Below are 23,239 nucleotides of genomic sequence, written 5' to 3'. Positions count from 1 at the left end.
CGGTTGTCCACCGTGACACAACCGTGATCCAACCGCTACGGCCGACCGGATGACCGGGACGCCCGCCCTGGTGGGGCCTGGAACGATCTCCGCTCGTGGCCTCCCTCATCCCGGTCGCCGAGGCGGCCGACCCCCGCCTCGACGACTACCGCGACCTCACCACCGCCGACCGCCGACCTGACCGTCCGGGTGGGCGCGGCCTGGTGATCGCCGAGGGCGTCGTCGTGGTCCGGCGGTTGATCGCCTCGCCGTTCCCGGTGCGGTCGCTGCTGGGCGTGGCCCGCCGCTTCGACGAGCTCGGGGCCGACCTCGACGCGCTGGACGTCCCGGCCTACGTCACCGACGCCGCCACGATGGCCGAGGCCGTCGGCTTCCACCTCAACCGCGGCGTCCTCGCGGTGGCCGACCGGGCGCCCCGGCCGGCGGTCGACGACCTGGTGCGCGACGCGCGGCTGCTGGCCGTGCTGGAGGGCGTCAACGACCACGAGAACCTGGGCGCGCTGTTCCGCAACGCCGCCGCGCTCGGCGTCGACGGCGTGCTGCTGGGGCCGCGCTGCTCCGACCCGCTGTACCGGCGCAGCGTGCGGGTGTCGATGGGGCACGTGCTGCGGGTGCCGTTCACCGAGCTGGACGGGCCGTGGCCCGGCGCGCTGGACGGGCTGCGCGCGGCCGGACTGCGGGTGGCCGCGCTGACCCCGGCGCCGGATGCGCTGCCGCTGTCCGGGTCGGGGCTGGCCGGGCAGCGGGTGGCGCTCCTGCTGGGCGCGGAGGGGCCCGGGCTGTCCGCGGAGGCGATGGCCGCGGCCGACCTGCGGGTGCGCATCCCGATGGCGGCGGGCGTCGATTCGCTCAATGTGGCGACCGCCGCGGCCGTCGCTTTCCACACCGTGGGACACCCGTAGGCTTGTGCGCCGAGCGCAACGGTCGGGGTCGACCGTGCTACGCGCGGCCCACGGGGGGCACGGGGTTGGAACTGGGGGACCGGCAGCCGGGGGACGCCCCGCTGCCAGCGGAGCTGCAGGCCGCCGTCCGCGAGTGGTCGGCGCTAGCCCTGCTGACGGCCCGTTCGGGCGGTCCGAACGAGAAGGCGCTGGTGCGCAGGAGGGGCCTGCAGCTGGCCGGCCGGGTGGCCGACGTGCTGGGCCGACCGGTCGAGTTCACCGACCCGAGCACGGGGGAGACGGAGTCGGTGCGGGTCGGCGGCCCGGACCCGCGGCTGGCCGCGCACCCGCCGGGCCCGACGCCGTGGGCCACCGGTCTGACGATCTCGGCCTTCTTCGCGATCATGGTGACGATCGCGGACGTGGCGCTGAGCAAGGCGTTCGCCCAGGCGTTCGGGCTGCTGTGGGTGCCGGCGAACCTGCTCGTCGCGCTCGGCCTGGCGCCGTCGCTCTACCTGCTGCGCCGTGTGCCGTTCTGGCGCTGGCCGGCGATCGGGACCGCCGCCGGCCTGGTCGCCGCGTGGGTGGCGCTGCTGCTGGACATGCTCGCCTGACGCCGCCGAGCTTCCGTCGAGAACGACGTTGTCGTGATCAACAAGCCCTGTCGATCACGACAACTTCGTTCTCGACGGTGGGTGGTCGACGGTCAGTGCTGGCCGCGGACGCCGAGCAGGACCTCGTCCCAGGAGGGCATGACCGGCTTGCCCTTCTTGGTGCGACGGGCCGGGGGCTTGGGCTTGTCCGCGGCGGCGGCCGCCGCGGGCTCGGCGGGAGCCTTCTCGGGCTCGGGCTCGGGCTCGGGCTCGGGCTCGGGCTCGGGCGCCGGCGCTTCCTGGGCGGCCGCGGGCTCGGCCGGGGCCACCTCCTGCCGCGGGGCCGGGGTGGGCTCCGGGGCGGGCTCCGGCTCGGCGGCGACGGGCTCGGGCTCCTCCGCGACGGCGGGCGCCTCGGGGGTCTGCTCCTCGACCGGCGCGACCACCTCGTCCTCGACCGGCGCCTCGGGGGCGGCCTCGACGACCTCATCGACGGCTTCGGCGACGACCTCCTCGGGGGCGGCCTCTTCGACGACGTCGACGGGCTCGGTGGGCGGCTCGGGCGCGGCCGGCGGCGCGGCCGGGCGCTCGTAGCGCTCCACCGGGGGCTGCGGGGCGCGCCGCTGCTCGACCGGGCGCTCGGCGGGGCGCTCGGGCGTGCGGGGGGAGTCCGCGTAGCCCTGCGGGGGGCCGTACTCGTGACCGGCCGGCTGGGGTTCGGGACGCGGCTCCACCGGGGCCTGGCGCTGCGTGGGCGGCGCCGGGCGGCGCGGCTCGGGGGCCGTGCGGGTGGGGGCGCGGTCGTAGGCGGGCTCGGGGCCGCGCCGGTCGGACCCGGATGCGGCCGCGCGCAGCTCGGGCACGGGAGCGGGCGCGGGGCCGGCGTCGTCGGGGCGGGCCATGTCGATGACCGGGCCCACCGGCCGCAGCGGGCGCGCAGGCAGGCCCTCGACCAGGTCGAACGCGTTCTCGTCCACGGCGGTGACGGTGCCGCCGTTGGCCCCGGGCTGGAACGTCCAGTGGGCGCGGATGTCGGAGTGGCCGGCGTGCCAGGACAGGCAGACGACCCACTTGCCGTCCTCGCCCTTCCAGGAGTCCCACTCGAAGTCGGCGTACTCCTGGCCGCGCAGCCCGAAGGTGTGCGCGACGACGTCGCCGAGCATGCGCGGGTCGGGGCCGTCGGCGCGGACCGGGTGGGCCCGCTGGGCGACCTCGGCGGTGCGCGAGCGCTCCAGCAGGACCGGGTAGGCGAACCGCTCGATCTTCTGCAGCGGGACCCCGGCCATCGCGGCGACCTGCTCCACGGACGCTCCGGCGCGGATACGGGCCTGGATCTCTCGTGGGCGCAACTGGCTCTCCACCTCTACCGCGATCTGTCCGAGACGGGTCAGGTCTCCACGAGCGGCCGCACGCAGCTTCTCGTCCGCCGGGACCGTGTAGCGCTCGCGCCGGTCCGCGTCCTCGAGCACGACGGAGAACTCCCCGTCCTGCTCGAGGATCCCGACGACCCGAAGCGCCCGCATCGGTCGGCCTCCCCGCTGTCTCTCCCCGTCCGGGTGACGGTAGTTGCCGGATCGCAACCCACGACGGAGGCGCGCCGGACCCGAAAGGCCGGTTCCGGCGCGTGGGGTGCCCGGCGGTGCGGGCGGGCTGGCTCTCCTCCGTGCGCGCAGCGTTCCATGTCGATCACCGGAGCGCGCCCCATGATGCCGGACCGTGATCCACCCGCCCCCGGCCCCGGTTCAGGAAAGCCACGATGCTGAACTCTGGGGGCAGCATCGTGGCTTTCCTGAACTCCGGCGCGGGGGAGGCGTGCGTCAGGACTGGTGCTCGACGACCCAGTCGATGCAGGCGGTGAGGGCCCGCACGTCGGCCGGGTCGACGGCCGGGTACATGCCGACGCGCAGCTGGTTGCGGCCCAGCTTGCGGTAGGGCTCGGTGTCGACGACGCCGTTGGCGCGCAGGACCTTCGCCACGGCCGCGGCGTCGACCGGGTCGGCGAAGTCGATCGTGCCCACGACCTGCGAGCGGTGCTGCGGGTCGACGACGAACGGCGTGGCGTACTCGCTGGCCTCCGCCCATGCGTACAGGTGCCCGGAGGACTCCGCGGTGCGGGCGACGCAGGCGTCGAGCCCGCCGAGGCCGAGCATCCAGTCGACCTGCTCGGCCATCAGGAACAGCGTGGCCACGGCCGGGGTGTTGTAGGTCTGGTCCTTGAGCGAGTTGTCGACCGCGGTGGCCAGCGACAGGAACGGCGGGATCCAGCGGTCGCCGGCGGCCAGTTCGGCGACGCGCTCCAGCGCGGCCGGGCTCATCAGCGCGATCCACAGCCCGCCGTCGGAGGCGAAGCCCTTCTGGGGGGCGAAGTAGTAGGTGTCGACCTGGCTCGCGTCGAGCGGGAGGCCGCCGGCGCCGGAGGTGCCGTCGACGACGACGAGCTGCCCGTCGACCGCGTCCGCGGGCCGCACGGCGGGCGCCGCGACGCCGGTGGAGGTCTCGTTGTGGGCCCAGGCGAGCACGTCGCAGGACGGGTCGGCCTGCGGGGCGGGCGCGCTGCCCGGCTCGGCCGCGACGACGACCGGGTCGGCCAGGAAGGGGGCGCCCTTGGTGGTCTCGGCGAACTTCGCCGAGAACTCGCCGTAGGTCAGGTGCAGGGCGCGCTCGCGCACGAGGCTGAAAGCGGCGACGTCCCAGAACGCGGTGGACCCGCCGTTGCCCAGCACGACCTGGTGGCCCTCGGGCAGCGAGAACAGCTCCGACAACCCCGCTCGCAGGCGTCCCACCAGCGACTTCACCGGCTTCTGCCGGTGCGAGGTGCCCATCAGCGCCGCGCCTGCCCCGGACAGCGCGGTGAGCTGCTCGGGCCGGACCTTGGAGGGCCCGGAGCCGAAGCGGCCGTCGGCGGGCAGGAGGTCGGCGGGGATCTGGAGGTCGGTCGCGGTCGAAGCGGTCACGGCCTCCAGTCTCCTCCTGCGCCCTCGTTCAGCTCAGCAGCCCCCGCTCGCGCGCGACGGTGACCGCGGCCGTGCGGTCGGACACGTCGAGCTTGCTGAAGGTGCGCAGCAGGTGCGTCTTCACGGTCGCCTCGGTGATGTGCAGCTCGCGGCCGATCTCGGCGTTGGTGCGGCCCACCGCGACCAGCCCGAGCACCTGCACCTCGCGCGGCGAGAGCGACTCCGGCTGCGGGCCGCGCATCCGGCTGACCAGCCGCGCGGCGACCGACGGGGTGAGCACCGTCTCGCCGCGGGCGGCGGCCCGGATCGCCGAGGTCAGCTCGGCCTGCGAGCAGTCCTTGAGCAGGTAGCCCGCCGCGCCTGCCTCGACCGCGCGCAGGATGTCGGCGTCGGTGTCGTAGGTGGTGAGCACGACGACGTGGGTGCCGGGGTGCTGCTCGGTGATGGCGGTGGTGGCGGCCACGCCGTCGCCGCCGGGCATCCGCAGGTCCATGAGCACCACGTCGGGGGCGTGCGCGCCGACCATGGCCACGGCCTCCGGGCCGGAGCCCGCCTCGCCGACGACGTCGAGGTCGGGTTCGGCGGCGAGCATGCCGCGCAGGCCCTGGCGGACGATGACGTGGTCGTCGACGACCAGCACGTCGATCACCTGACCTCCTGGGGGGTGGGTGCGGTGGGGACGGTGACGGTGACGGTCGTGCCGGAGGGCCCGGGGTCGAGGTCGACCTCGCCGTCGAGCCGCTCGACCCGCCCGCGCAGTATCCGCAGCCCGAAACTGCCCTCGTCGACGGCGTCGGGGTCGAAGCCGGGGCCGTCGTCGGTCACCGCGAGGGCGACGGCGTCGGGGTCGGTGTAGTCGAGGTCGACCTCGACGCGCCCGGCGCCGGCGTGCTGGCGGGCGTTGGCCAGCAGCTCCTGGGCGGCGCGCAGCAGCACGATCTCGGTCTCGGCGGAGACCTTGCGGGGCGTGCCGTGCACGGTGCGGGCCGCGGGGGAGCCGGTCTCCTCGGCGTAGCGGTCGGCGGTGCGCCCGACGGCGTCGGCCAGCGAGCGGGCGGCGGCCTCGCCGGGCGCGCCCGCCGCCACCAGCTGGCGGGCCTCCCCGAGGTTCTCCCGCGCGGCGCGCACGGCCAGGTCGACGTGCCGGCGGGCGGCGGCGGGGTCGGCGTCGAACTGGGCCTGCGCGGCCTGCAGAAGCGTGACGATGCTGGTGAAGCCCTGGGCGAGGGTGTCGTGGATCTCGCCGGCCAGCCGCTCGCGCTCGGCCGCCGCCCCCGCCACGTGCGACAGCTCCGCCACCTGGGCCTGGCTGGCCTCCAGCTCGGCGATCAGCGCGGCGCGCCGGGTGCTCTCGTCGGCGAGGCGGGTGATGAAGATGCCGACCAGGATCCCGAACAGGGTCATGAACAGCGCCTGCGGCGGGAGCAGGTCGAACAGCACTCCCTGCCCGCGGGAGAGGGCCCCGGCGACCGGGGCCAGGAACGTCAGCACGGCGACCCCGGCGATGGCCGGGCCGAGCGGCAGCAGCCAGAACAGCTGCGAGTACACGACGAACGCTGCCCAGTTGGCCGAGTCGGCCAGCGCGACCGCGGCGACCATCCCGATCCCCAGCACGGCGCAGAACGCCAGCCGGCCCGCGGTGACCGGCCGGTCGTGCACGGCCAGGGCCAGCCGGCGCCCGCGCACCGGCCAGGCCAGACTGATCGCGACGACGATTGCGATGGACCCGACCTTGGCGGCGGGCGGCCGGTCCTCCAGCGCGATGAGCACGGCGGTGAGGATCGTCGCGCCGGCGAAGAACGCGTCCCAGAGCCAGAAGCTCAGCAGCACGCTCCCGCTGTCCGCCCGCTCCTCGCGCAATGCCGCTCCCACCAGGGTCACCCGTCCTGACCGCGCCGCCAGCGGAACGTCGTCAGGCACAGCACCAACCCGATCACGCACCAGGCGCCCAGCACCAGCGCGACCCGGTCCAGCTCCCAGGTCCCGGCCGGTTCGTACGCCGCCATGCTGTCGGGCAGGAACACCGAGCGGAAGCCCTGCGCCATCCACTTGACCGGGAAGAACGAGGCCGTCACGACCAGCCCGGTGGGCAGCGCGGTGATCGGGTTGACGAACACCCCGGAGATGAACTGCAGCGCCAGGTAGGGCAGCTGGGTGACGGCGCTGGCGCTGCGCGCCGTGCGGGCGAGGCTGGAGATCGCGATGCCCAGCAGCGAGCAGCCGACGACGCCGAGCGCGAACACCCAGGCGAAGGTCAGCCAGTCGCCCGCCGTGTCGGGCAGCGAGAGGTCGAACATCGCGACGGCGACGGTCAGCATGACCACGATCTGGGCCACCGTCGTCACCGCGACGAGAACCACCTTGCCGATGAAGTACGCCGCGGCCGGCATCGGCGTGCCGCGCAGGCGCTTGAGCGTGCCGTCGTCCCGGTCGCCGGCGATGTCGGTGCCCAGGCTGACGAACGTCGTCGACATGATCCCGGCGGCGATCATCCCGGCCGCCAGCACCTGCGACGAGGTCACGCCCTGGGCCTCGGCGTGGTCGCCGAACACCGAGCCGAGCAGCACCAGCAGCACGGTCGGCAGGGCGAAGGTGAAGACCACCGTCTCCCGGCTGCGGAAGAACCGGCGCAGCTCCAGGGCGCCGCGGGCCAGCCCGAGCGGCAGGATCGTCGGCAGCCGGGGCGGGGCGAGCGCGGTCATCGGGCACCCCCGGCGGTCGCCAGGGCCGGCTCGGGCGCCGCGGCCGACAGCAGCTCCAGGTAGACGTCCTCCAGGCTCGGCCGGCGCACGCTCAGCCCCGGCACCTCCCCGCCGAAGTGCTGGCCCAACGCGGCGACCAGCGCGGACGGCGTCGCCGTCGCCTCCGTGCGCGGCCGGCCGTCCTCCAGCCAGCCGACCAGCGCCGGTCGGGACTGTCGGCCGGCCAGCGTGGCCGGACTGCCCTCGGCGACGACCACCCCGTCGGTGATCACGGTGAGCCGGTCGGCGAGCACCTCGGCCTCCTCCAGGTAGTGGGTGGTCAGCAGGATCGTGGTGCCCTCCGCGGCCAGCGCCCGCACGAGCCGCCAGAAGTCGCGGCGGGCCTGCGGGTCGAAGCCCGTGGTGGGCTCGTCGAGGAACAGCAGCTCGGGGCGCCCCACGATGCCCAGCGCCACGTCCAGCCTGCGCCGCTGCCCGCCGGAGAGCTTCACGACCGCGCGCGGCGCGTCGGCCAGCCCGACCAGCTCCAGCACCTCGTCCGGGTCGCGGGGGTCGGGGTAGTAGCGGGCGAAGTGCCGCACGGCCTCGGCCGGGGTGAGCTCCAGCAGGTCGGTCGCCGACTGGGTGACCACCCCGATCCGGGCCCGCCAGGTCCGCCCGCCATCGGCGGGATCGGTGCCCAGCACCGCCACCTCGCCGTCGTCGCGGTCGCGGTGGCCCTCCAGGATCTCCACCGTCGTCGTCTTGCCGGCGCCGTTCGGCCCCAGCAGGGCGACCACCTCGCCGCGCGCGACGTCGAGGTCGACGCCGTCCACGGCCGGCCGCCGCGAGCCCCGGTAGCGCTTGCGCAGCCCCCGCACGCTGATCGCTGCATCCGTCATGAGAGCAGCGTGCTGCGCCGACGACGTGGCCGGGACGAACGCTCGGTGGGAACCGCCGTCGGTCGTTCGATGGACACCCGTACGCTGCTGGGCCATGTCCGCTCCCGCGACGAGCCCCGCGCCACCGAAGAACCCGCTCATCGGGGTGCGCACCCGCCTGGTCCTCTCCAGCGCGCTGATGCTGTTCGTGGAGCTGGCGCTGATCCGCTGGACCGGGTCCAACGTGGTCCACCTGAGCTACTTCTCCAACTTCGTGCTGCTCGGGTCGTTCCTCGGGATCGGGCTGGGCTTCCTGCGCGCCGACCGGGCCACCGTGCGGCCGTTCTACTCGCCGATCACCCTCGGCGTGCTCGTGCTGTTCATCGTGACGTTCCCGGTGACGGTCGACCGCGGCCAGGACGACTCGGTCATCTACTTCACCAGCCTGTTCACCACCGGCCCGCCCACCTGGGTCGTGCTGCCGATCGTGTTCGCCGCCGCCGCCGTGATCACCGCGGGACCGGCCGAGCTGGTCGGCAAGTGCTTCACCAAGCTGCCGCGGCTGACGGCCTACCGGTTCGACCTGATCGGCAGCCTGATCGGCATCGTCGCGTTCACCGGGCTGTCGTTCCTGGGCGCGCCGCCGATGTGGTGGGGCCTGATCGTCGCCGTGCTGTTCGGCGTGCTGCTGATCCCGGCGCCGACCCGCTCCGGGGTGGCGATCGGCGCGCTACTCGTCGTGATCCCCTCGGCGCTGATGGTCGGCGAGCTGCGCGCCGAGTCGATGACCCCGGGCGCCTCGTGGTCGCCGTACTACAAGATCCAGACCAGCGAGCGCGAGTCCAACGGCATCCCGATCGTCGACATCTCCGCCAACGGCGTGCCCCACCAGCAGGCCATCCCGGCCGCGGCCCGGGTGCAGTTCGAGCCGCAGTACGCGCTGCCCTACGAGCGCGCGATCGGCCAGGACTTCGAGGACGTCCTGATCATCGGCGCGGGCAGCGGGACCGACGTGGCCATCGCGCTGGCCAACGGCGCCCGCCACGTCGACGCCGTGGAGATCGACCCGGGGCTGCTGCAGGTCGGCCGCGAGAAGCACCCGGACCGCCCCTACGACGACCCCCGGGTGACCACGCACGTCGACGACGGCCGGGCGTTCCTGTCGCGCACCGACCGCACCTACGACCGCATCCTCTTCGCGCTGCCCGACTCCCTGACCCTCGTGCAGGGCGCCAGCTCGCTGCGCCTGGAGAGCTACCTGTTCACCGAGGAGTCCTTCGCCGCCGCCCGCGAGCACCTCAACCCCGGCGGCGCGCTGGCGATGTACAACTACTACCGCGAGGGCTGGCTGATCGACCGGCTCGCACTCACCGCGGAGACGGTCTTCGGGCACAAGCCCTGCGTCGACGTCGTCGGCGGCGAGCTGGGCCAGGCCGTCATCACCACCGGTCTGACCCCGGCCGACCAGTCCTGCGGCCCCGAGTGGGCGGGCGCCACCGAGAACACCCCGGCGCCGGCCACCGACTCGCGGCCGTTCCTGTACCTGTTCGGCGCCACCATCCCGTCGCTGTACCTGGTCACGATCGGGCTGATCCTGGCCTTCAGCGTGGCCGCGGTCGCGCTGGTCGGGCGGGGCAGGCGCGAGCCCGGCGGCGAGCGCCCGGTGGGCACCTACCGCCGGATGCGCCCCTACGCCGACCTGTTCCTGCTCGGCGCCGGGTTCCTGCTGCTGCAGACCAAGTCCATCGCCGGGTTCGCACTGCTGTTCGGCACCACCTGGGTGGTCAACTCGATCGTCTCGGCCGGCGTCCTGATCGCCGTGCTGGCCGCCGTCGAGATCACCCGCCGGTTCCGCACGCCTCCGCTGAAGGTCATGTACGCGGTGCTGTTCGGCGGACTGGCCCTGAGCTGGCTGATCCCCGAGTCCTGGCTGCTGGCGCTGCCCGTCCCGGTGCGCCTGGTCGCCGCGGTGGTGATCGCGTTCCTGCCGATCTTCGCGGCGAACGTGGTGTTCGCGAAGCGCTTCACCGAGACCTCCGACGCCACCGGCGCCTTCGGGGCGAACCTGCTGGGCGCCATGGTCGGCGGATGCATCGAGTACGCGGCGCTGCTCGTCGGGTTCCCGGGGCTGCTGCTGGTGGCGGCGGCGCTGTACCTGGGGGCGTTCCTGCTGGCCCCGAAGGGCTCACTGACCGGGGACGCCGCCCCGGAGGCCGTCGCCGTCGACGAGACCGCCGCCGAGGAGACCTCCGACCCCGAGACCTCCGACCCCGACCCCGAGGACGCCGGCGTGGCCGCCGGGGCCGGCGCCGAGTCGGACGGCAAGCCCTAGGGTCTCCGCCCGCTCGCGCCCGGGCCTGCGCGTCGAGAACGAAGTTGTCGTGGTCAACAGGGCTTGTGGATCACGACAACTTCGTTCTCGACGGGGCGGGTGGGACGGGGCGGTCAGGTGCGGGCGATCTCGGTCCAGCCGTCGACCTGCTCGGGGCGGCGGGGGCCGGGGCCGATGTACTGGGCCGACGGGCGGACCAGCTTGTTCTCCCGCTTCTGCTCCATGATGTGCGCCGACCAGCCGGCCGTGCGGGCGCTGGTGAACATGGCCGGCATCATGTGCGGCGGGACCTCGGCGAAGTCGAGGATGACCGCGGCCCAGAACTCGACGTTGGTCTCGATGGGGTGGTCGGGGCGGCGCTCGCGCAGCAGCGCCAGCGCGGCCTGCTCCAGCGCGACGGCCACCTCGTAGCGGGGTGCGTTCAGCTCCTGGCAGGTGCGGCGCAGGACGCGGGCGCGCGGGTCCTCGGCGCGGTAGACGCGGTGGCCGAAGCCCATCAGCTTCTGCTTGTTGTCGAGGATGCCGCGGACGAGGCCGGCGGGGTCGCCGGTGCGCTCGGTCTCCTCCAGCATCGGCAGCACGCGGGCGGGTGCGCCGCCGTGCAACGGGCCCGACATGGCGCCGATCGCGCCGGACATCGAGGCGGCCACGTCGGCGCCGGTGGAGGCGATGACGCGGGCGGTGAAGGTGGAGGCGTTCATGCCGTGCTCGGCGGCCGACACCCAGTACGCGTCGACGGCCTTCACGTGCGCCGGGTCGGGCTCGCCGCGCCAGCGCGTCATGAACCGCTCGGTGATGGTCGAGCACTCGTCGATGCGGCTCTGCGGCACGGCCGGCACGCCGATCCCGCGCGCGGACTGGGCCACGTAGGACAGCGCCATCACCGAGGCACGGGCCAGCTGGTCGCGGGCCTCGTCGGCGGAGATGTCGAGCAGCGGGCGGTAGCCCCAGTACGGGGCGAGCATCGCCAGCGCCGCCTGCACGTCGACCCGGACGTCGCCGGTGTGCACCGGGATCGGGAACGGCTCGGCCGGGGGCAGGCCCGGCCCGAACCGGCCGTCCACCAGCAGGGCCCACACGTTGCCGAAGCTGACCTTGCCGACGAGGTCCTCGATGTCGACGCCGCGGTAGCGCAGGGCGCCGCCGTCCTTGTCCGGCTCGGCGATCTCGGTGCGGAAGGCGACGTGCCCCTCGAGTCCCGACTTGAACCCGGGCGGGGGCGGCGGTACGTCCGGTGCGGCCGGCGTCGTCCCAGCGGTCTCGGTGGTCGGTGCAGTGGACACCTGTGTCCTCCTCATCGTGGTCCCCGACAGGCGCCGGCCGGGCCGCCGGTGGCGACCACGACCGGAGGATCGCCCGTCTCCGGCCGGGGTCCCGGTGCACGGATCGGGGCTGGCCACGGGCGACGAGAGGATGCACGCGGTTGGCGCCAATCTGCCCCCGCCGCTGGTCCGTGGCAACGGGGCATGCGGGTGGGATCGGTCACCGGCGTTGTCGGCTGCGTGGTCGTCCGCCTAGCGTGGCCGGGTGGACAGCACCACGACGGGGAGTCCGGGCGCGGAGCAGGGCCTGGCTGCGATGCGGGTCGACTACGAGACGGCCGGCCTCGACGTCGCCGACCTGGCCGCCACCTGGCACGAGCAGTTCGCCGCCTGGTTCGCCGAGGCGGTGGCCGCCGAGGTGGTGGAGCCCAACGCCATGGTCCTGGCCACGGCCGGCACCGACGGGCGCCCGTCGTCGCGGACCGTGCTGTGCAAGGGCTTCGACGCCCGCGGCATCGCCTTCTTCACGAACTACACGTCGGCCAAGAGCCACGACATCCGGTCGACGCGCTACGCGTCGGCGACGTTCCCCTGGTACGCCCAGCACCGGCAGGTGACGGTGCGCGGCACGGTCGAGATGGTCGACCCGTCCGAGACGCTGGCCTACTGGTCGAGCCGCCCGCGCGGCGCGCAGCTGGGGGCGTGGGCGTCGGCGCAGTCGGTGGTGGTGCGCGACCGCCGCGTCCTGGACGACGCGCTGGCCACCATCACCCACCGCTTCGAGGGCCAGGACGAGGTGCCGCTGCCCGGCCACTGGGGCGGCTGGCGGATCGTGCCCGACTCGGTCGAGTTCTGGCAGGGCCGCTCCGACCGCATGCACGACCGGCTGCGCTTCGAGCGCGACGACCTGGACCGCACCTGGACGGTCAAGCGCCTGGCGCCCTGATCAGCTCGGCACGGTGAGCTCCAGGACGCGGGCCCCGCTGGCCCGTGCGGCGTGCAGGTCCTCGGCCCGGGGTGCGCCGTCGGCGTCGAAGCCGATGCCGTTGAACGCGGCGAACTGGCGGTTGTCGCGGGCGATGGCGTCGTAGCGGCGCACGACGTCGGCCTCGTCGGTGTGCACGCGCACGTCGGCCGTCCGGAGCTTGCCCAGGTACCGGACCTCGACGGGCTCGCCGGTGCGCAGGTTGCGCGCCCAGGCGAAGGAGGTGCCGATCAGCAGCGCCCCGTGGTGGCGGGTGTAGGCGACGGGCACGGTGAACCGGCGGCCCGACTTGCGGCCGACGACGTGCACGCTGATCAGGCGCTGTCCGACGACGCGCGAGAGCAGGGGCGCGGCCAGCAGGCCCCGGACGATGCGGTTGACGACGCCCTGGAAGCGCATGGTGCGGGCGCGGGGTGCGGTGCTGCGGCTGGGATCGGTCACGATTGCCCTCCGAGGGCAGTGTTGTGGTGTCGCGGCAACGGTAGCATGGAGTACATAAATTATGAGTTCCGTATCATCTGGCCGGGATCGGCGGTCCCGGGAGCTGGCCGGCGCCATCCGCGACGGCCTGCGCGCCGCGAACGCCCAGCTCTCGGTCCTCGACCAGGTCGTCAGCGGGCGGCTGGGGCTGCGCGACGCCGACCGCGTCTGCCTCGACCTCATCGCCCGGCACGGCCCCGTCGGCCCCAGCGAGCTGGCCCGGCTCGCGAGCGTGCACCCCGCGACCATGACCGGCATCCTCGACCGGCTCCAGCGCGCCGGCTGGGTGGTCCGCGAGCGCGATCCCGACGCCGCGGACCGCCGCGGCGTCTCCGTCCGCGTCCGGCGCGACCGCGTCGGCGAGGTCTACCGGCTCTACGGCGGCATGCGGTCGGCGCTCGACGGGATCTGCGCGGGGTACGGCGCGGCGGAGCTGGAGGTGATCGCCGACTTCCTGGGCAAGGTGGCGGAGGCCGGGCGGGGGGCGGCCGACGAGCTGGCGGACCGGGACGCGCCGGGCCCGCCCCCCTGAGCTGCGCCCGGATCGTCGCGAGTGCCCGTTTCCGCCGCACGGATGCGGGGCATGTCACCGCTAACCGGGAGGCCGCGCGCGAACGGCGGTGGTAGCACTGACCGGGTGACAGCGTCCGGCCCGGAGGAACCCACCCGCCCGACCCAGGTCCCCCCGGACGCGCCCCCCGGCCCCGGCCGTGCGAGCGAGCCCGTCACACGCCGCGTTGCCCGCGCGGTGCGCGGGGCCCTCGCCGACACCACGCCGCTGAAGACGCCGGCCTACCGCCGCCTCTGGGTCGCCGGGATGGTCACCGTCGTCGGGGCGCAGCTGTCGGTCGTGGCGGTGCCGGCGCAGATCTACGAGCTCACCGGGTCGTCGGCGTACGTCGGGCTGACCGGGCTGTTCGGGCTGGTGCCGCTGGTGGTGTTCGGGCTGTGGGGTGGGGCGATCGCCGACGCCGTCGACCGGCGCACGCTGCTGCTGGTCACCGGCACCGGGATCGCGCTGTCGTCGCTGGCGCTGTGGGTCACCGCGGCGACCGGGGCCGGTGGGGTGTGGGTCGTGCTGTCGGTGTTCTCGGTGCAGACCGCGTTCCTGGCGGTCAACCAGCCCACCCGCAACGCCGTGCTGCCGCGGATCCTGCGGACCGAGGAGATCCCGGCGGCGAACGCGCTGAACATGACGGTGTTCCAGGCCGGGGCGATCGCCGGGCCGCTGCTGGCCGGGGTGCTGATCCCGGTCATCGGGCTCCCGACGCTGTACCTGGTCGACGCGATCCTGCTGCTGGCCACGCTGTGGGCGACGTGGCGGCTGCCGGTGATGCCGCCCGACCCGGGGCAGGACGGGGCGCGGCGCCGGGCCGGGCTGCGCGAGGTGGCCGAGGGGTTCCGCTACGCCCTCATGCACAAGGTGCTGCTGGTGTCGTTCCTGATCGATGTCGTGGCGATGGGCTTCGGGATGCCGCGCGTGGTGTTCCCGCAGATCGCCCAGGAGAGCTTCGGCGACCCGCCCGGCGGCGGGCTCGCCTACGGCCTGCTGTTCGCCGCGATCCCGATCGGGATGGTGCTGGCCGGGGTGTTCTCCGGGCGGTTGACGGGCGTGCGCCGCCAGGGCGTCGCGGTGACGATCTCGATCGGCGTCTGGGGCCTGGGCGTCGCGCTGTTCGGGCTGGCCGGCTCGCTGTGGCTGGCGGTGCTGTTCCTGGCCGTCGCCGGGGCGGGCGACCTGGTGAGCTCGATGTTCCGCAACTCGATGCTGCAGGTCGTGGCGACCGACGAGATGCGCGGGCGGATGCAGGGGCTGTTCATCGTCGTGGTGGCCGGCGGCCCGCGGCTGGCCGACCTGTGGCACGGGCCGGCCGCCGACTGGGCGGGCCCCGGGCTCGCGGCGACCATCGGCGGGGTGGCGGTAGTCGTGGCGTCGGTGGCCGTCGTGCTGGCGTTCCCGGTGTTCTGGAGGTACCGGGCGCCGGTCGCCAGCCGCGCCTGAGCGGCCGGTCCGCCGGGCGTGGACGTCCACCTGATCAGAAGATGACGAATGACGTGACGCGGTTCACCATTCGTCCATGGCGGACACCAGCACGGCACCCGCGCAGCCGGAGCTCAAGCGGGCGATCGGCCCGAAGCTGCTGCTGTTCTTCGTGATCGGCGACATCCTCGGCACCGGCATCTACGCGCTCACCGGGTCGGTGGCCGCCGAGATCGGCGGGGCGCTGTGGCTGCCGTTCCTGCTGGCGTTCGTGGTCGCGTTCCTGACCGCGTTCAGCTACCTGGAACTGGTCGGGAAGTACCCGCGGGCGGCCGGGGCGGCGCTGTACACGCACAAGGCGTTCGGGATCAACTTCCTGACCTTCATGGTCACCTTCACGGTGATGGCCTCCGGGGTGACCTCGGCGGCCACCGCGGCCAAGGCGTTCGGCGACACCTACCTGCGCCAGTTCGTCGAGCTGCCGACGTGGGCGGTGGCGGCGGCGTTCATCGCCGGCCTCGCGCTGATCAACTTCCGGGGCGTCGGCGAGTCGGTCAAGGCGAACGTGGTGCTCACCTGCATCGAGCTGTCGGGCCTGCTGCTCATCATCGGCGTCGGGGTGTACGCCGTCATGCAGGGGCAGGGGGAGCCGGCGCGCCTGGTGGAGATCGACACCGGCGACTCGACGGCGTTCCTGGCCGTCACCGCGGCCACCTCACTGGCGTTCTTCGCGATGGTCGGCTTCGAGGACTCGGTGAACATGGCCGAGGAGTGCCAGAACCCGGTGCGGATCTTCCCGCGGGCGATGCTGCTCGGGATGGGCATCGCCGGGCTGATCTACGTGGTCGTCGCCGTGCTGTCGTCGCTGCTGGTGCCGGCGGAGGACCTGGCCGCGGCCAAGAGCGACGCGCTGTTCCGGGTGCTGGAGGCGGGCGCGCCGGGCTTCCCCCTCGGCGTGTTCGCCGTGATCGGGCTGTTCGCGGTGGTCAACTCGGCCCTGATCAACATGCTGATGGCCAGCCGGCTGCTCTACGGCATGGCCAACGAGCGGATCCTGCCGCGCCAGTTCGGCACCGTGCACCCCAGCCGCCGCACGCCGTGGGTGTCGATCCTGTTCACCAGCGTGATCGCCATCATCCTGGTGGCCTCGGCCGACATCTCGCTGCTGGGCGGGACCACCGCGCTGCTGCTGCTGGCCGTGTTCACCATCGTCAACATCGCGGTGCTGGTGCTGCGCAAGGACGAGGTCGAGCACGAGCACTTCCGGGCGCCGGCCTGGACGCCGTGGCTGGGCATCGTGCTGTGCGGCTTCCTGGCCACGCCGCTGTCGGGTCGCCCGCTGCAGCAGTTCGCGGTGGCCGGCGTCCTGCTGGCCGTCGGCGTCGTGCTGTGGGCGGTCAACTACTACGTCGTCGGCCGCGTCCAGGTCGACCCGGAGCGGCTGAACAAGTCGTGACGCGAGCGGCGCGGCGCCGCCGCCCGCGGACCCGTTCGTGTCGCGACGCGACGCCGTAGATCACACGGCTCGTCCGGCGCGTCCCACCTCGGGCGCACTAGCGTGGCAGGTCACCAGAGGAAACGGGACAACGAACCGAGTGCGAGGGAACCTCCACATGGCCGACGACACCAAGACCGCCGTGCTCCACCACCCCGGCGGCGAGCACGAGATGGCGATCAGCCCCGCCACCGAGGGAGCGTCCGCCTTCGACATCAGCAAACTGCTGCCGGCCACCGGGCTGGTCACACTGGACTCCGGCTTCGGCAACACGGCGTCGTGCAAGTCCGACATCACCTACATCGACGGCGACGCGGGCATCCTGCGCTACCGCGGCTACCCGATCGACCAGCTGGCCGAGCAGAGCACCTTCCTGGAGACCAGCTACCTGCTCATCTACGGCGAGCTGCCCAGCGAGGACCAGCTCGCCGACTTCAGCACCAAGATCAGCCGGCACACGCTGCTGCACGAGGACCTGAAGCGGTTCTTCGAGGGCTTCCCGCGCGACGCGCACCCGATGCCGGTGCTGTCCAGCGCGGTCAGCGCGCTGTCGACCTTCTACCAGGACGCCCTCGACCCGTTCAACAACGACGCCGTCGAGCTGTCCACCGTCCGGCTGCTGGCCAAGCTGCCCACCATCGCGGCCTACGCCTACAAGAAGTCGGTGGGCCAGCCGTTCCTCTACCCGGACAACTCGCTGGGCCTGGTGGAGAACTTCCTGCGGATGACCTTCGGGTTCCCGGCCGAGCCCTACGAGGTCGACCCGGCCTTCGCCAAGGCGCTGGACACGCTGCTGATCCTGCACGCCGACCACGAGCAGAACTGCTCGACCTCCACGGTGCGCCTGGTCGGCTCGTCGCAGGCCAACTTGTTCGCCAGCGTCTCGGCGGGCATCAACGCGCTCTTCGGCCCACTGCACGGCGGGGCGAACCAGGCGGTGCTGGAGATGCTGCAGAAGATCCAGGCCGAGGAGAACGGCGACGTCGAGTCGTTCGTGAAGCGGGTCAAGAACAAGGAGGACAAGGGCGCCCGGCTGATGGGCTTCGGGCACCGCGTCTACAAGAACTACGACCCCCGCGCCAAGATCGTCAAGCAGAGCGCCGACGAGATCCTGGGCAAGCTCGGCGTCACCGACCCGCTGCTGGACATCGCCAAGGCGCTGGAGGAGAAGGCGCTCGCCGACGACTACTTCATCGAGCGCAAGCTCTACCCGAACGTCGACTTCTACACCGGCGTGATCTACCGGGCGATGGGCTTCCCGACCAAGATGTTCACGGTGCTGTTCGCGCTCGGCCGGCTGCCCGGCTGGATCGCGCACTGGCGCGAGATGATCAACGACCCGACCACCAAGATCGGTCGCCCGCGCCAGGTCTACACCGGACCGACCGAGCGCCCGTACGTGCCGATGGGCGACCGCTGACGAGCGTCCCGCTTCGCCGCGCGCCCTCCGTTCGGGCGCACTAGCGTCGCCACATGGCGGAAGGCGCGCGGTCGGCGGTGGTCTGGTTCCGGCGGGACCTGCGGGTCGGCGACCAGCCGACCTTCCTCGCCGCGGCCGACGCCGCCGACCGCGCGCTGGCGCTGTTCGTGCTCGACCCGGCGCTCGTCACGCCGTCGGGCGGGGCGCGGCTCACGTTCCTGTACCGCGCGCTGCGCTCGCTCGACGAGTCGCTCGGCGGCCGGCTGCTCGTCGTGCGCGGCGACCCCGCGGACGTCGTGCCGCGGGTCGCCGCCGCCGTGGACGCCGCCTCGGTGCACGTCGCCGCGGACTTCGGGCCGTACGGTCGCCGCCGCGACGAGGCCGTGGCGAAGGGCCTGGCCGACGCCGGTCGCGAGCTCGTGCGCACCGGCTCGCCCTACGCCGTCGCGCCCGGGAGGGTGCGCAAGGACGACGGCCAGCCGTTCCGGGTGTTCACGCCGTTCCGCCGGGCCTGGCTGGAGCACGGTTGGCGGGAGCCGGCCGAGACGTCCGCGGACACCGTCGACTGGCTCGACCCGTCCGGCGGGGACGGCGGCCCGCGGGCCGTGCCGATCCCCGACGACGAGCCCGTGGACGCGGAGCTGCCGGGGGCGTCCGAGGCGGCGGCGCTGCGGCAGTGGCGGGCGTTCCTGTCCGACGCGGTCGAGCGCTACGGCGACGACCGCAACCGCCCCGACGTCGAGGGCACCTCGCGGATGTCGGTGTACCTGAAGTACGGGCTGGTGCACCCCCGCACCCTGCTGGCCGACGTGGCGCGGCAGCGGGGGAGGTCGAGCGAGGTCTACCGCAGCGAGATCGCCTGGCGGGACTTCTACGCCGACGTGCTGTTCCACCGGCCCGATTCGGCGCGCGAGAACTACGACAAGGCCTTCGACGCGCTGCCGCCGGCCTCCGGTGACGATGCCGTCGCCGCGTTCGACCGGTGGCGGGAGGGGCGCACCGGCTTCCCGATCGTCGACGCCGGGATGCGCCAGCTGCGCGAGCAGGCCTGGATGCACAACCGGGTGCGCATGATCACCGCCAGCTTCCTGGTCAAGGACCTGCACCTGCCGTGGTGGTGGGGTGCGCGGCACTTCATGGGCATGCTGGTCGACGGTGACCTGGCCTCCAACCAGCACGGCTGGCAGTGGACCGCGGGCACGGGCACCGACGCCGCGCCGTACTTCCGGGTGTTCAACCCGGTCACCCAGGGGCTGAGGTTCGACCCCGACGGCGACTACGTGCGCCGGTTCGTGCCCGAGCTGCGCGGCGTGCCGGGCAGGGCCGTGCACACGCCGTGGGAGCTGCCCGACGGGCCGCCGACGGGCTACCCGGAGCCGATGGTCGACCACAAGGTCGAGCGGCAGGAGGCGCTGGAGCGCTACGAACGGGTCAAGGCCGCCCGCCGGTGACCGCAACCGGCGCGCCGTCCGCGGGTGACGGGTCGGCGGCGGTGCGCGGCCGGGTTAGTCTCGGGCCCATGGCAGAGGACTCGTCGTCGCACCGCCTGCGTTGGCTGCTGCTGCTCCTGCTGCTGGGCGGGGTGGTCTACGTCGCGCGGTCCCGGCCCGCGCGGGACACCATCCCCGCGCCCGCCCCGGGGCGCCCCCCGCTCATGCCGGACGCGACCCCGCCGCGCCCGGCCGCCGCCGCTCCCCAGCCGGTGCTGGCGCCCGCTCCGGTGGAGTCGCCCACGATGGAGCTCCCGGTCGTCGACGCGCCGGGCGGACGCCGGGCCCGGCGGGCGGTCCTGGAGGTCCCGACGGCCGCCGCGCTCGCCGAGCCCGACGGCTCGCCCCCCGGGCCGGAGTACACGATCAAGGCCAAGTCCGGCTCGGAGCTGTTCCACGGCCCGGACAGCCCGTACTTCGGGCGCACGCGCGCGGAGTTCTGGTTCCGCACCGCGGCCGACGCCCGCGCCGCCGGCTTCACCGAGTGGACCCCCCGCCGCCGCACCTCCACCTGACCGTCCCGTCGAGAACGACGCTGTGGGATCGACTTCGGCCTTGGCGATCCCATGACGTCGTTCTCGACGGGGTACCGGGTCAGCGCGAGCGCAGGGCCTCGCGGAGGCTGACCCGGGCGCCGGTGCGCAGGATCGAGTTGCGGTAGATCCGCGCGGCGACCCGGACCACCACGGCGATCGCGGCCACGGCGATCAGCGCCGACAGCGCCACCTCCCACAACGGCGCGACACCCAGCGCGTAGCGCGCCGGCATGACCGTCTGGGAGAGGAACGGCACGTACGACAGGACCGCCAGGATCGGGTTGCGGGGGTCGCTGGGCAGCAGGTTGAGCGTCAGGATGAACGGGATGATCACCAGGAAGACCATCGGCGCGATCAGCGGCTGCAGCTCCTCCTGCCGGGAGACCGTCGAGCCCAGCGCCGCGTAGACCGCGGCGAACAGGAAGAAGCCGATCAGGTACCAGACCAGCACCATCACCAGCATCCCGACGGCCGCCGTCGGCAGGGTGAGCAGGCCGGCCGCGGCGCCGATGCCACCGGCGATCGCCCCCAGGATGACCATGGTGAGCAGCCCGGCCGCGCCGATCCCGATGACCTTGCCGGTCAGCAGGTGCCAGGGCTTGATGGTGGCCAGCAGCAGCTCCACGACCCGGCTCTGCTTCTCCTCGACGACCCCGCCGGCCACGCCCGCCGCGTACTGCAGGCCCATGAACAGCAGGAACGTGCCACCGAGCGCGACCGCGAGCTGCTGGCCGCGCTCGGGGTCGACCGGCTCGATCGTCGTCGGGTCCACCTGGGCGCTGGCGGCCACCGTCGCCGGGTCGACGCCGGCGTCGGTGAGCGCGGTGCTCAGCGCGGCCTGCTGCGCGGCGGCGGCGACCACGGGGGTCAGGGACGAGTCGACGGCGTCGCGGTAGAGCAGCTGGTAGCCCGCGGTGCCGCCGCTGAGCAGGGCGTCGAGCTCGTCGCCCGCGACCTGGGCGCGCCCGGCGTCCTCGTCGACGTCGACGACCCGCAGGGTGACGTCCTGCTGCGCGGCGAGCTGCTCCAGGGTGGGCTGCAGGCCGCTCGCGCTCGGCGTGATGCCGAGCGTGTGCTCCTCGGTCTGCGAGGAGATGAACACGACGACGCCGGCCACCACGGCGAAGATCACCAGGGTGAAGACGATGCCGATGACGAAGCTGCGCGACTTGACCTGGGTGACGAACTCGCGGCGGGCCACCAGCGCGACGGCCTGGCTCGCGGTCAGTGGTGCGCTCATCGTTCCCCCTCGCTGCGCGAGCTCGGCGCTTCGCGCAGAGGTGCTGTGGTCATTGGTCCGCTCGCCAGCTCGCTCATGCCGGCACCGCCGTCGGGACGGAGGACTCGACGACGTCGCGGTACAGCTCGGTGAGCGGTGGTCGCCACCGCCGGAACTCGTGCACGGGACCGGCGGCGACCGCGGCGGCGAGCACCTGCTGGTCGTCGGTGTCCGGGTGCAGCCGCAGCCGGGTGGCCGGGCCGGGGGCGTCGAGGACCTCGACCCCGGCGAGCCCGTCGGCCCACCCGGGCGGCGGGCCCTCGACGTCGAGCACGACCCGGCCGTCGCGGGCGCGCAGTTCCTCGACGCTGCCCGTGGCCACCATCCGGCCGGCGGAGATGATGCCGATCCGGTCGCACAGCCGCTCGACCAGTTCGAGCTGGTGGCTGGAGAAGATCACCGGCACGCCGGTGCCCGCCTTGTCACGCAGGACGCTGCTCATCACCTCGACGGCGGTCGGGTCGAGGCCGGAGAACGGCTCGTCGAGCACCAGCACCTCGGGGTCGTGCACCAGTGCCGCGGACAGCTGCACGCGCTGCTGGTTGCCCAGCGACAGCTTCTGCACCTCGTCGCCGAGGCGGCCGGACACCCCCAGCCGCTCGGTCCACCGCTCGACCGCGGACTGCGCCTCGGCGGCGGGCAGCCCGTGCAGCTGGGCGAGGTAGCGCAGCTGGTCGCCCACCTTCATCTTCGGGTACAGCCCGCGCTCCTCGGGCATGTAGCCGATCCGCCGGCGCAGGTCGGCGTCCACCGGCCGGCCCTGCCAGCGCACCTCCCCGGCGTCGGCGGACAGCACGCCGAGCACGATCCGCATGGTGGTGGTCTTGCCCGCGCCGTTGCTGCCGACGAATCCGAACACCTCGCCCGGCCGCACCGAGAAGGTGACGCCGTCGAGCGCTTGCACGGGACCGAACCGCTTGCTGAGCCCCCCGATCTCCAACATGGGCCGACCCTAACGGGCGTTCGCCGCGGGGCGCCCGGTCCGGCCGTCATCGGCGACCGGGGCAGGTGTCACCGGTGCGCATGACGCGAGCGGGGCCGAGCCGTTGACAGGCAACATTTTTGTTGCCTATTCTCGTCCCGGTGCGAGACGATGACGCCGTCTTCAACGCACTCGCCGACGGGAGCCGTCGCGAGCTGTTGGACCGGCTGTACGCCCGGGACGGCCAGACGCTGCGGGAGCTGACGGCCGGCCTGCAGATGAGCCGGCAGGCGGTCAGCAGGCACCTGGGCGTGCTCGAAGGGGCCGGGCTCGTCGTCACGCGCCGGTCGGGCCGGGAGAAGTTCCACTTCCTCAACCCGGTGCCGATCCAGCTGATCCACGACCGGTGGATCGACAAGTACACCGAGCGGCCGGTGACGGCGCTCGTCGACCTCAAGACCGAACTGGAGCAGCGCCATGACCTCATCGACCCACCCTGAGACCGGCACCCGGGCCACCGACGACCCCGGGGACGTCCAGGTCTACCGGGTGCACATCAGGACCACCCCGCAGGCGATCTGGGATGCGATCACCCGGCCGGAGTGGACGGTCCGGTTCGGCTACCAGTCGCCGGTCGAGTACGACCTGCGACCCGGCGGCGCCTACCGGGGCCTGGCCAGCGACGCCATGAAGCAGCACGGCGCCCCGGACGTCGTGATCGACGGCGAGGTCGTCGAGGCCGACCCGCCGCGCCGGCTCGTGCAGACCTGGCGCGCGCTGTTCCTGGACGAGGGCTTCACCCGGCTCAGCTACGAGATCGAGGACGAGGGCGACGGGGTCTGCACGCTCACCGTCGTCCACGACGTCACCGGCGCACCGGGAACGGCCGCGCAGGGCGCCGGCCGGACCCCCGGCGCCGGCGGCGGCTGGAGCCAGACCCTCAGCGACCTGAAGACCCTGCTGGAGACCGGCGAATCGCTCTACCGCTGAGCCGCCCGGCGGCTGGCCGGCGCCCCGCACCGACCACGGCGGTCGCCGGCGACCGCCCGCCCACCTGAGCCCCACCT

The 23,239-nt window shown here is 73.6% G+C and carries 22 protein-coding genes; 12 read left to right on the top strand and 10 right to left on the bottom strand.

Going from position 1 to position 23,239, the window contains the following annotated elements; translation table 11 throughout:
* Positions 1-95: 95 nt before the first annotated feature.
* Entirely contained in the window at positions 96-902 is an 807-nt protein-coding gene (locus tag KIK08_RS01875) for a TrmH family RNA methyltransferase (RefSeq protein ID WP_214401186.1), read from the top strand.
* Positions 903-967: 65 nt separating this feature from the next.
* On the top strand, positions 968-1,495 hold the full coding sequence (locus KIK08_RS01870) for a DUF2537 domain-containing protein (protein WP_214401185.1): 528 nt from the start codon (positions 968-970) through the stop codon (positions 1,493-1,495).
* A gap of 92 nt (positions 1,496-1,587) precedes the next feature.
* Here KIK08_RS01870 and sepH read toward each other — a convergent pair whose 3' ends face one another.
* The 6 genes from sepH to KIK08_RS01840 all read right to left on the bottom strand — a co-directional run bounded on the left by sepH (position 1,588) and on the right by KIK08_RS01840 (position 8,011).
* Positions 1,588-2,997 carry a septation protein SepH gene (gene sepH, locus KIK08_RS39430; protein ID WP_250556113.1) on the bottom strand — a complete coding sequence of 470 codons (1,410 nt, stop codon included), beginning with the start codon at positions 2,995-2,997 and terminating at the stop codon, positions 1,588-1,590.
* A 294-nt stretch (positions 2,998-3,291) separates the two neighbouring features.
* A complete protein-coding gene (gene serC / locus KIK08_RS01860; protein ID WP_214401184.1) occupies positions 3,292-4,428 on the bottom strand; it encodes a phosphoserine transaminase in 1,137 nt (378 codons plus the stop codon).
* 28 nt (positions 4,429-4,456) lie between these two features.
* Positions 4,457-5,077 (bottom strand): response regulator, encoded by a 621-nt coding sequence (locus KIK08_RS01855; RefSeq protein ID WP_214401183.1) that lies wholly within the window; start codon positions 5,075-5,077, stop codon positions 4,457-4,459.
* A complete protein-coding gene (locus KIK08_RS01850; RefSeq protein ID WP_214401182.1) occupies positions 5,074-6,309 on the bottom strand; it encodes a sensor histidine kinase in 1,236 nt (411 codons plus the stop codon). The genes KIK08_RS01855 and KIK08_RS01850 overlap by 4 nt, the downstream gene beginning before the upstream one ends.
* Positions 6,306-7,130 (bottom strand): ABC transporter permease, encoded by an 825-nt coding sequence (locus KIK08_RS01845; RefSeq protein ID WP_214401181.1) that lies wholly within the window; start codon positions 7,128-7,130, stop codon positions 6,306-6,308. The genes KIK08_RS01850 and KIK08_RS01845 overlap by 4 nt, the downstream gene beginning before the upstream one ends.
* Positions 7,127-8,011, bottom strand: a complete 885-nt coding sequence (locus KIK08_RS01840) for an ABC transporter ATP-binding protein (RefSeq protein ID WP_214401180.1) — start codon at positions 8,009-8,011, stop codon at positions 7,127-7,129. The genes KIK08_RS01845 and KIK08_RS01840 overlap by 4 nt, the downstream gene beginning before the upstream one ends.
* 94 nt (positions 8,012-8,105) lie before the next feature.
* Between KIK08_RS01840 and KIK08_RS01835 the strand changes: the two genes are divergently transcribed.
* A complete protein-coding gene (locus tag KIK08_RS01835; RefSeq protein ID WP_214401179.1) occupies positions 8,106-10,322 on the top strand; it encodes a spermine/spermidine synthase domain-containing protein in 2,217 nt (738 codons plus the stop codon).
* A 113-nt stretch (positions 10,323-10,435) separates the two neighbouring features.
* Here the strand turns inward: KIK08_RS01835 and KIK08_RS01830 are convergent, their stop codons facing one another.
* Positions 10,436-11,605 carry a citrate synthase 2 gene (locus KIK08_RS01830; protein ID WP_308257332.1) on the bottom strand — a complete coding sequence of 390 codons (1,170 nt, stop codon included), beginning with the start codon at positions 11,603-11,605 and terminating at the stop codon, positions 10,436-10,438.
* 244 nt (positions 11,606-11,849) lie between these two features.
* Here KIK08_RS01830 and pdxH point away from each other — a divergent pair, with 244 nt between their 5' ends.
* Positions 11,850-12,530 carry a pyridoxamine 5'-phosphate oxidase gene (gene pdxH, locus KIK08_RS01825; RefSeq protein WP_308257330.1) on the top strand — a complete coding sequence of 227 codons (681 nt, stop codon included), beginning with the start codon at positions 11,850-11,852 and terminating at the stop codon, positions 12,528-12,530.
* Here the strand turns inward: pdxH and KIK08_RS01820 are convergent, their stop codons facing one another.
* Positions 12,531-13,010 carry a PNPOx family protein gene (locus KIK08_RS01820; protein WP_214401177.1) on the bottom strand — a complete coding sequence of 160 codons (480 nt, stop codon included), beginning with the start codon at positions 13,008-13,010 and terminating at the stop codon, positions 12,531-12,533.
* A gap of 61 nt (positions 13,011-13,071) precedes the next feature.
* On the opposite strand from KIK08_RS01820, the gene KIK08_RS01815 reads away from it, so the two are divergent.
* From KIK08_RS01815 to KIK08_RS01790, 6 genes are all read left to right on the top strand, one after another.
* Positions 13,072-13,581: a MarR family transcriptional regulator gene (locus tag KIK08_RS01815; RefSeq protein ID WP_214401176.1), complete on the top strand. Its 510-nt coding sequence runs from the start codon at positions 13,072-13,074 to the stop codon at positions 13,579-13,581.
* A 216-nt stretch (positions 13,582-13,797) separates the two neighbouring features.
* Positions 13,798-15,051 carry an MFS transporter gene (locus KIK08_RS01810; RefSeq protein ID WP_308257329.1) on the top strand — a complete coding sequence of 418 codons (1,254 nt, stop codon included), beginning with the start codon at positions 13,798-13,800 and terminating at the stop codon, positions 15,049-15,051.
* A gap of 76 nt (positions 15,052-15,127) precedes the next feature.
* Complete coding sequence (locus tag KIK08_RS01805; protein WP_214401174.1) at positions 15,128-16,486, top strand: APC family permease; 1,359 nt, start codon at positions 15,128-15,130, stop codon at positions 16,484-16,486.
* A gap of 157 nt (positions 16,487-16,643) precedes the next feature.
* The gene (locus tag KIK08_RS01800; RefSeq protein ID WP_214401173.1) at positions 16,644-17,945 is read left to right on the top strand and encodes a citrate synthase; all 1,302 of its coding nucleotides are present in this window, start codon (positions 16,644-16,646) and stop codon (positions 17,943-17,945) included.
* A gap of 53 nt (positions 17,946-17,998) precedes the next feature.
* Positions 17,999-19,396: a cryptochrome/photolyase family protein gene (locus tag KIK08_RS01795; RefSeq protein ID WP_214401172.1), complete on the top strand. Its 1,398-nt coding sequence runs from the start codon at positions 17,999-18,001 to the stop codon at positions 19,394-19,396.
* Between the two features lie 68 nt (positions 19,397-19,464).
* Positions 19,465-19,950: a sunset domain-containing protein gene (locus tag KIK08_RS01790; protein ID WP_214401171.1), complete on the top strand. Its 486-nt coding sequence runs from the start codon at positions 19,465-19,467 to the stop codon at positions 19,948-19,950.
* Positions 19,951-20,029: 79 nt separating this feature from the next.
* On the opposite strand, the gene KIK08_RS01785 is transcribed toward KIK08_RS01790, so the two are convergent.
* Positions 20,030-21,211 (bottom strand): ABC transporter permease, encoded by a 1,182-nt coding sequence (locus KIK08_RS01785; protein ID WP_214401170.1) that lies wholly within the window; start codon positions 21,209-21,211, stop codon positions 20,030-20,032.
* 73 nt (positions 21,212-21,284) lie between these two features.
* The gene (locus KIK08_RS01780) at positions 21,285-22,193 is read right to left on the bottom strand and encodes an ABC transporter ATP-binding protein (RefSeq protein ID WP_214401169.1); all 909 of its coding nucleotides are present in this window, start codon (positions 22,191-22,193) and stop codon (positions 21,285-21,287) included.
* Between the two features lie 140 nt (positions 22,194-22,333).
* On the opposite strand from KIK08_RS01780, the gene KIK08_RS01775 reads away from it, so the two are divergent.
* A complete protein-coding gene (locus KIK08_RS01775) occupies positions 22,334-22,672 on the top strand; it encodes an ArsR/SmtB family transcription factor (RefSeq protein ID WP_214401168.1) in 339 nt (112 codons plus the stop codon).
* Positions 22,650-23,162 (top strand): SRPBCC domain-containing protein, encoded by a 513-nt coding sequence (locus tag KIK08_RS01770; RefSeq protein WP_214401167.1) that lies wholly within the window; start codon positions 22,650-22,652, stop codon positions 23,160-23,162. Before KIK08_RS01775 ends, KIK08_RS01770 begins: the two co-directional genes overlap by 23 nt.
* Positions 23,163-23,239: the final 77 nt, after the last annotated feature.

It is taken from the genome of Pseudonocardia lacus (assembly GCF_018531445.1).
In the GTDB taxonomy this organism is placed as follows: domain Bacteria; phylum Actinomycetota; class Actinomycetes; order Mycobacteriales; family Pseudonocardiaceae; genus Pseudonocardia; species Pseudonocardia lacus.
This window is presented reverse-complemented; position numbering and strand designations above follow the sequence as displayed.

Bases quoted from the DNA above. Each gene is read 5' to 3' on its own strand.
- sepH (WP_250556113.1), bottom strand. From the start codon at position 2,997: ATGCGGGCGCTTCGGGTCGTCGGGATCCTCGAGCAGGACGGGGAGTTC.
- KIK08_RS01845 (WP_214401181.1), bottom strand. From the start codon at position 7,130: ATGACCGCGCTCGCCCCGCCCCGGCTGCCGACGATCCTGCCGCTCGGG.
- KIK08_RS01840 (WP_214401180.1), bottom strand. From the start codon at position 8,011: ATGACGGATGCAGCGATCAGCGTGCGGGGGCTGCGCAAGCGCTACCGG.
- KIK08_RS01835 (WP_214401179.1), top strand. From the start codon at position 8,106: ATGTCCGCTCCCGCGACGAGCCCCGCGCCACCGAAGAACCCGCTCATC.
- KIK08_RS01815 (WP_214401176.1), top strand. From the start codon at position 13,072: ATGAGTTCCGTATCATCTGGCCGGGATCGGCGGTCCCGGGAGCTGGCC.
- KIK08_RS01805 (WP_214401174.1), top strand. From the start codon at position 15,128: ATGGCGGACACCAGCACGGCACCCGCGCAGCCGGAGCTCAAGCGGGCG.
- KIK08_RS01800 (WP_214401173.1), top strand. From the start codon at position 16,644: ATGGCCGACGACACCAAGACCGCCGTGCTCCACCACCCCGGCGGCGAG.
- KIK08_RS01795 (WP_214401172.1), top strand. From the start codon at position 17,999: ATGGCGGAAGGCGCGCGGTCGGCGGTGGTCTGGTTCCGGCGGGACCTG.
- KIK08_RS01790 (WP_214401171.1), top strand. From the start codon at position 19,465: ATGGCAGAGGACTCGTCGTCGCACCGCCTGCGTTGGCTGCTGCTGCTC.
- KIK08_RS01785 (WP_214401170.1), bottom strand. From the start codon at position 21,211: ATGAGCGCACCACTGACCGCGAGCCAGGCCGTCGCGCTGGTGGCCCGC.
- KIK08_RS01780 (WP_214401169.1), bottom strand. From the start codon at position 22,193: ATGTTGGAGATCGGGGGGCTCAGCAAGCGGTTCGGTCCCGTGCAAGCG.
- KIK08_RS01770 (WP_214401167.1), top strand. From the start codon at position 22,650: ATGACCTCATCGACCCACCCTGAGACCGGCACCCGGGCCACCGACGAC.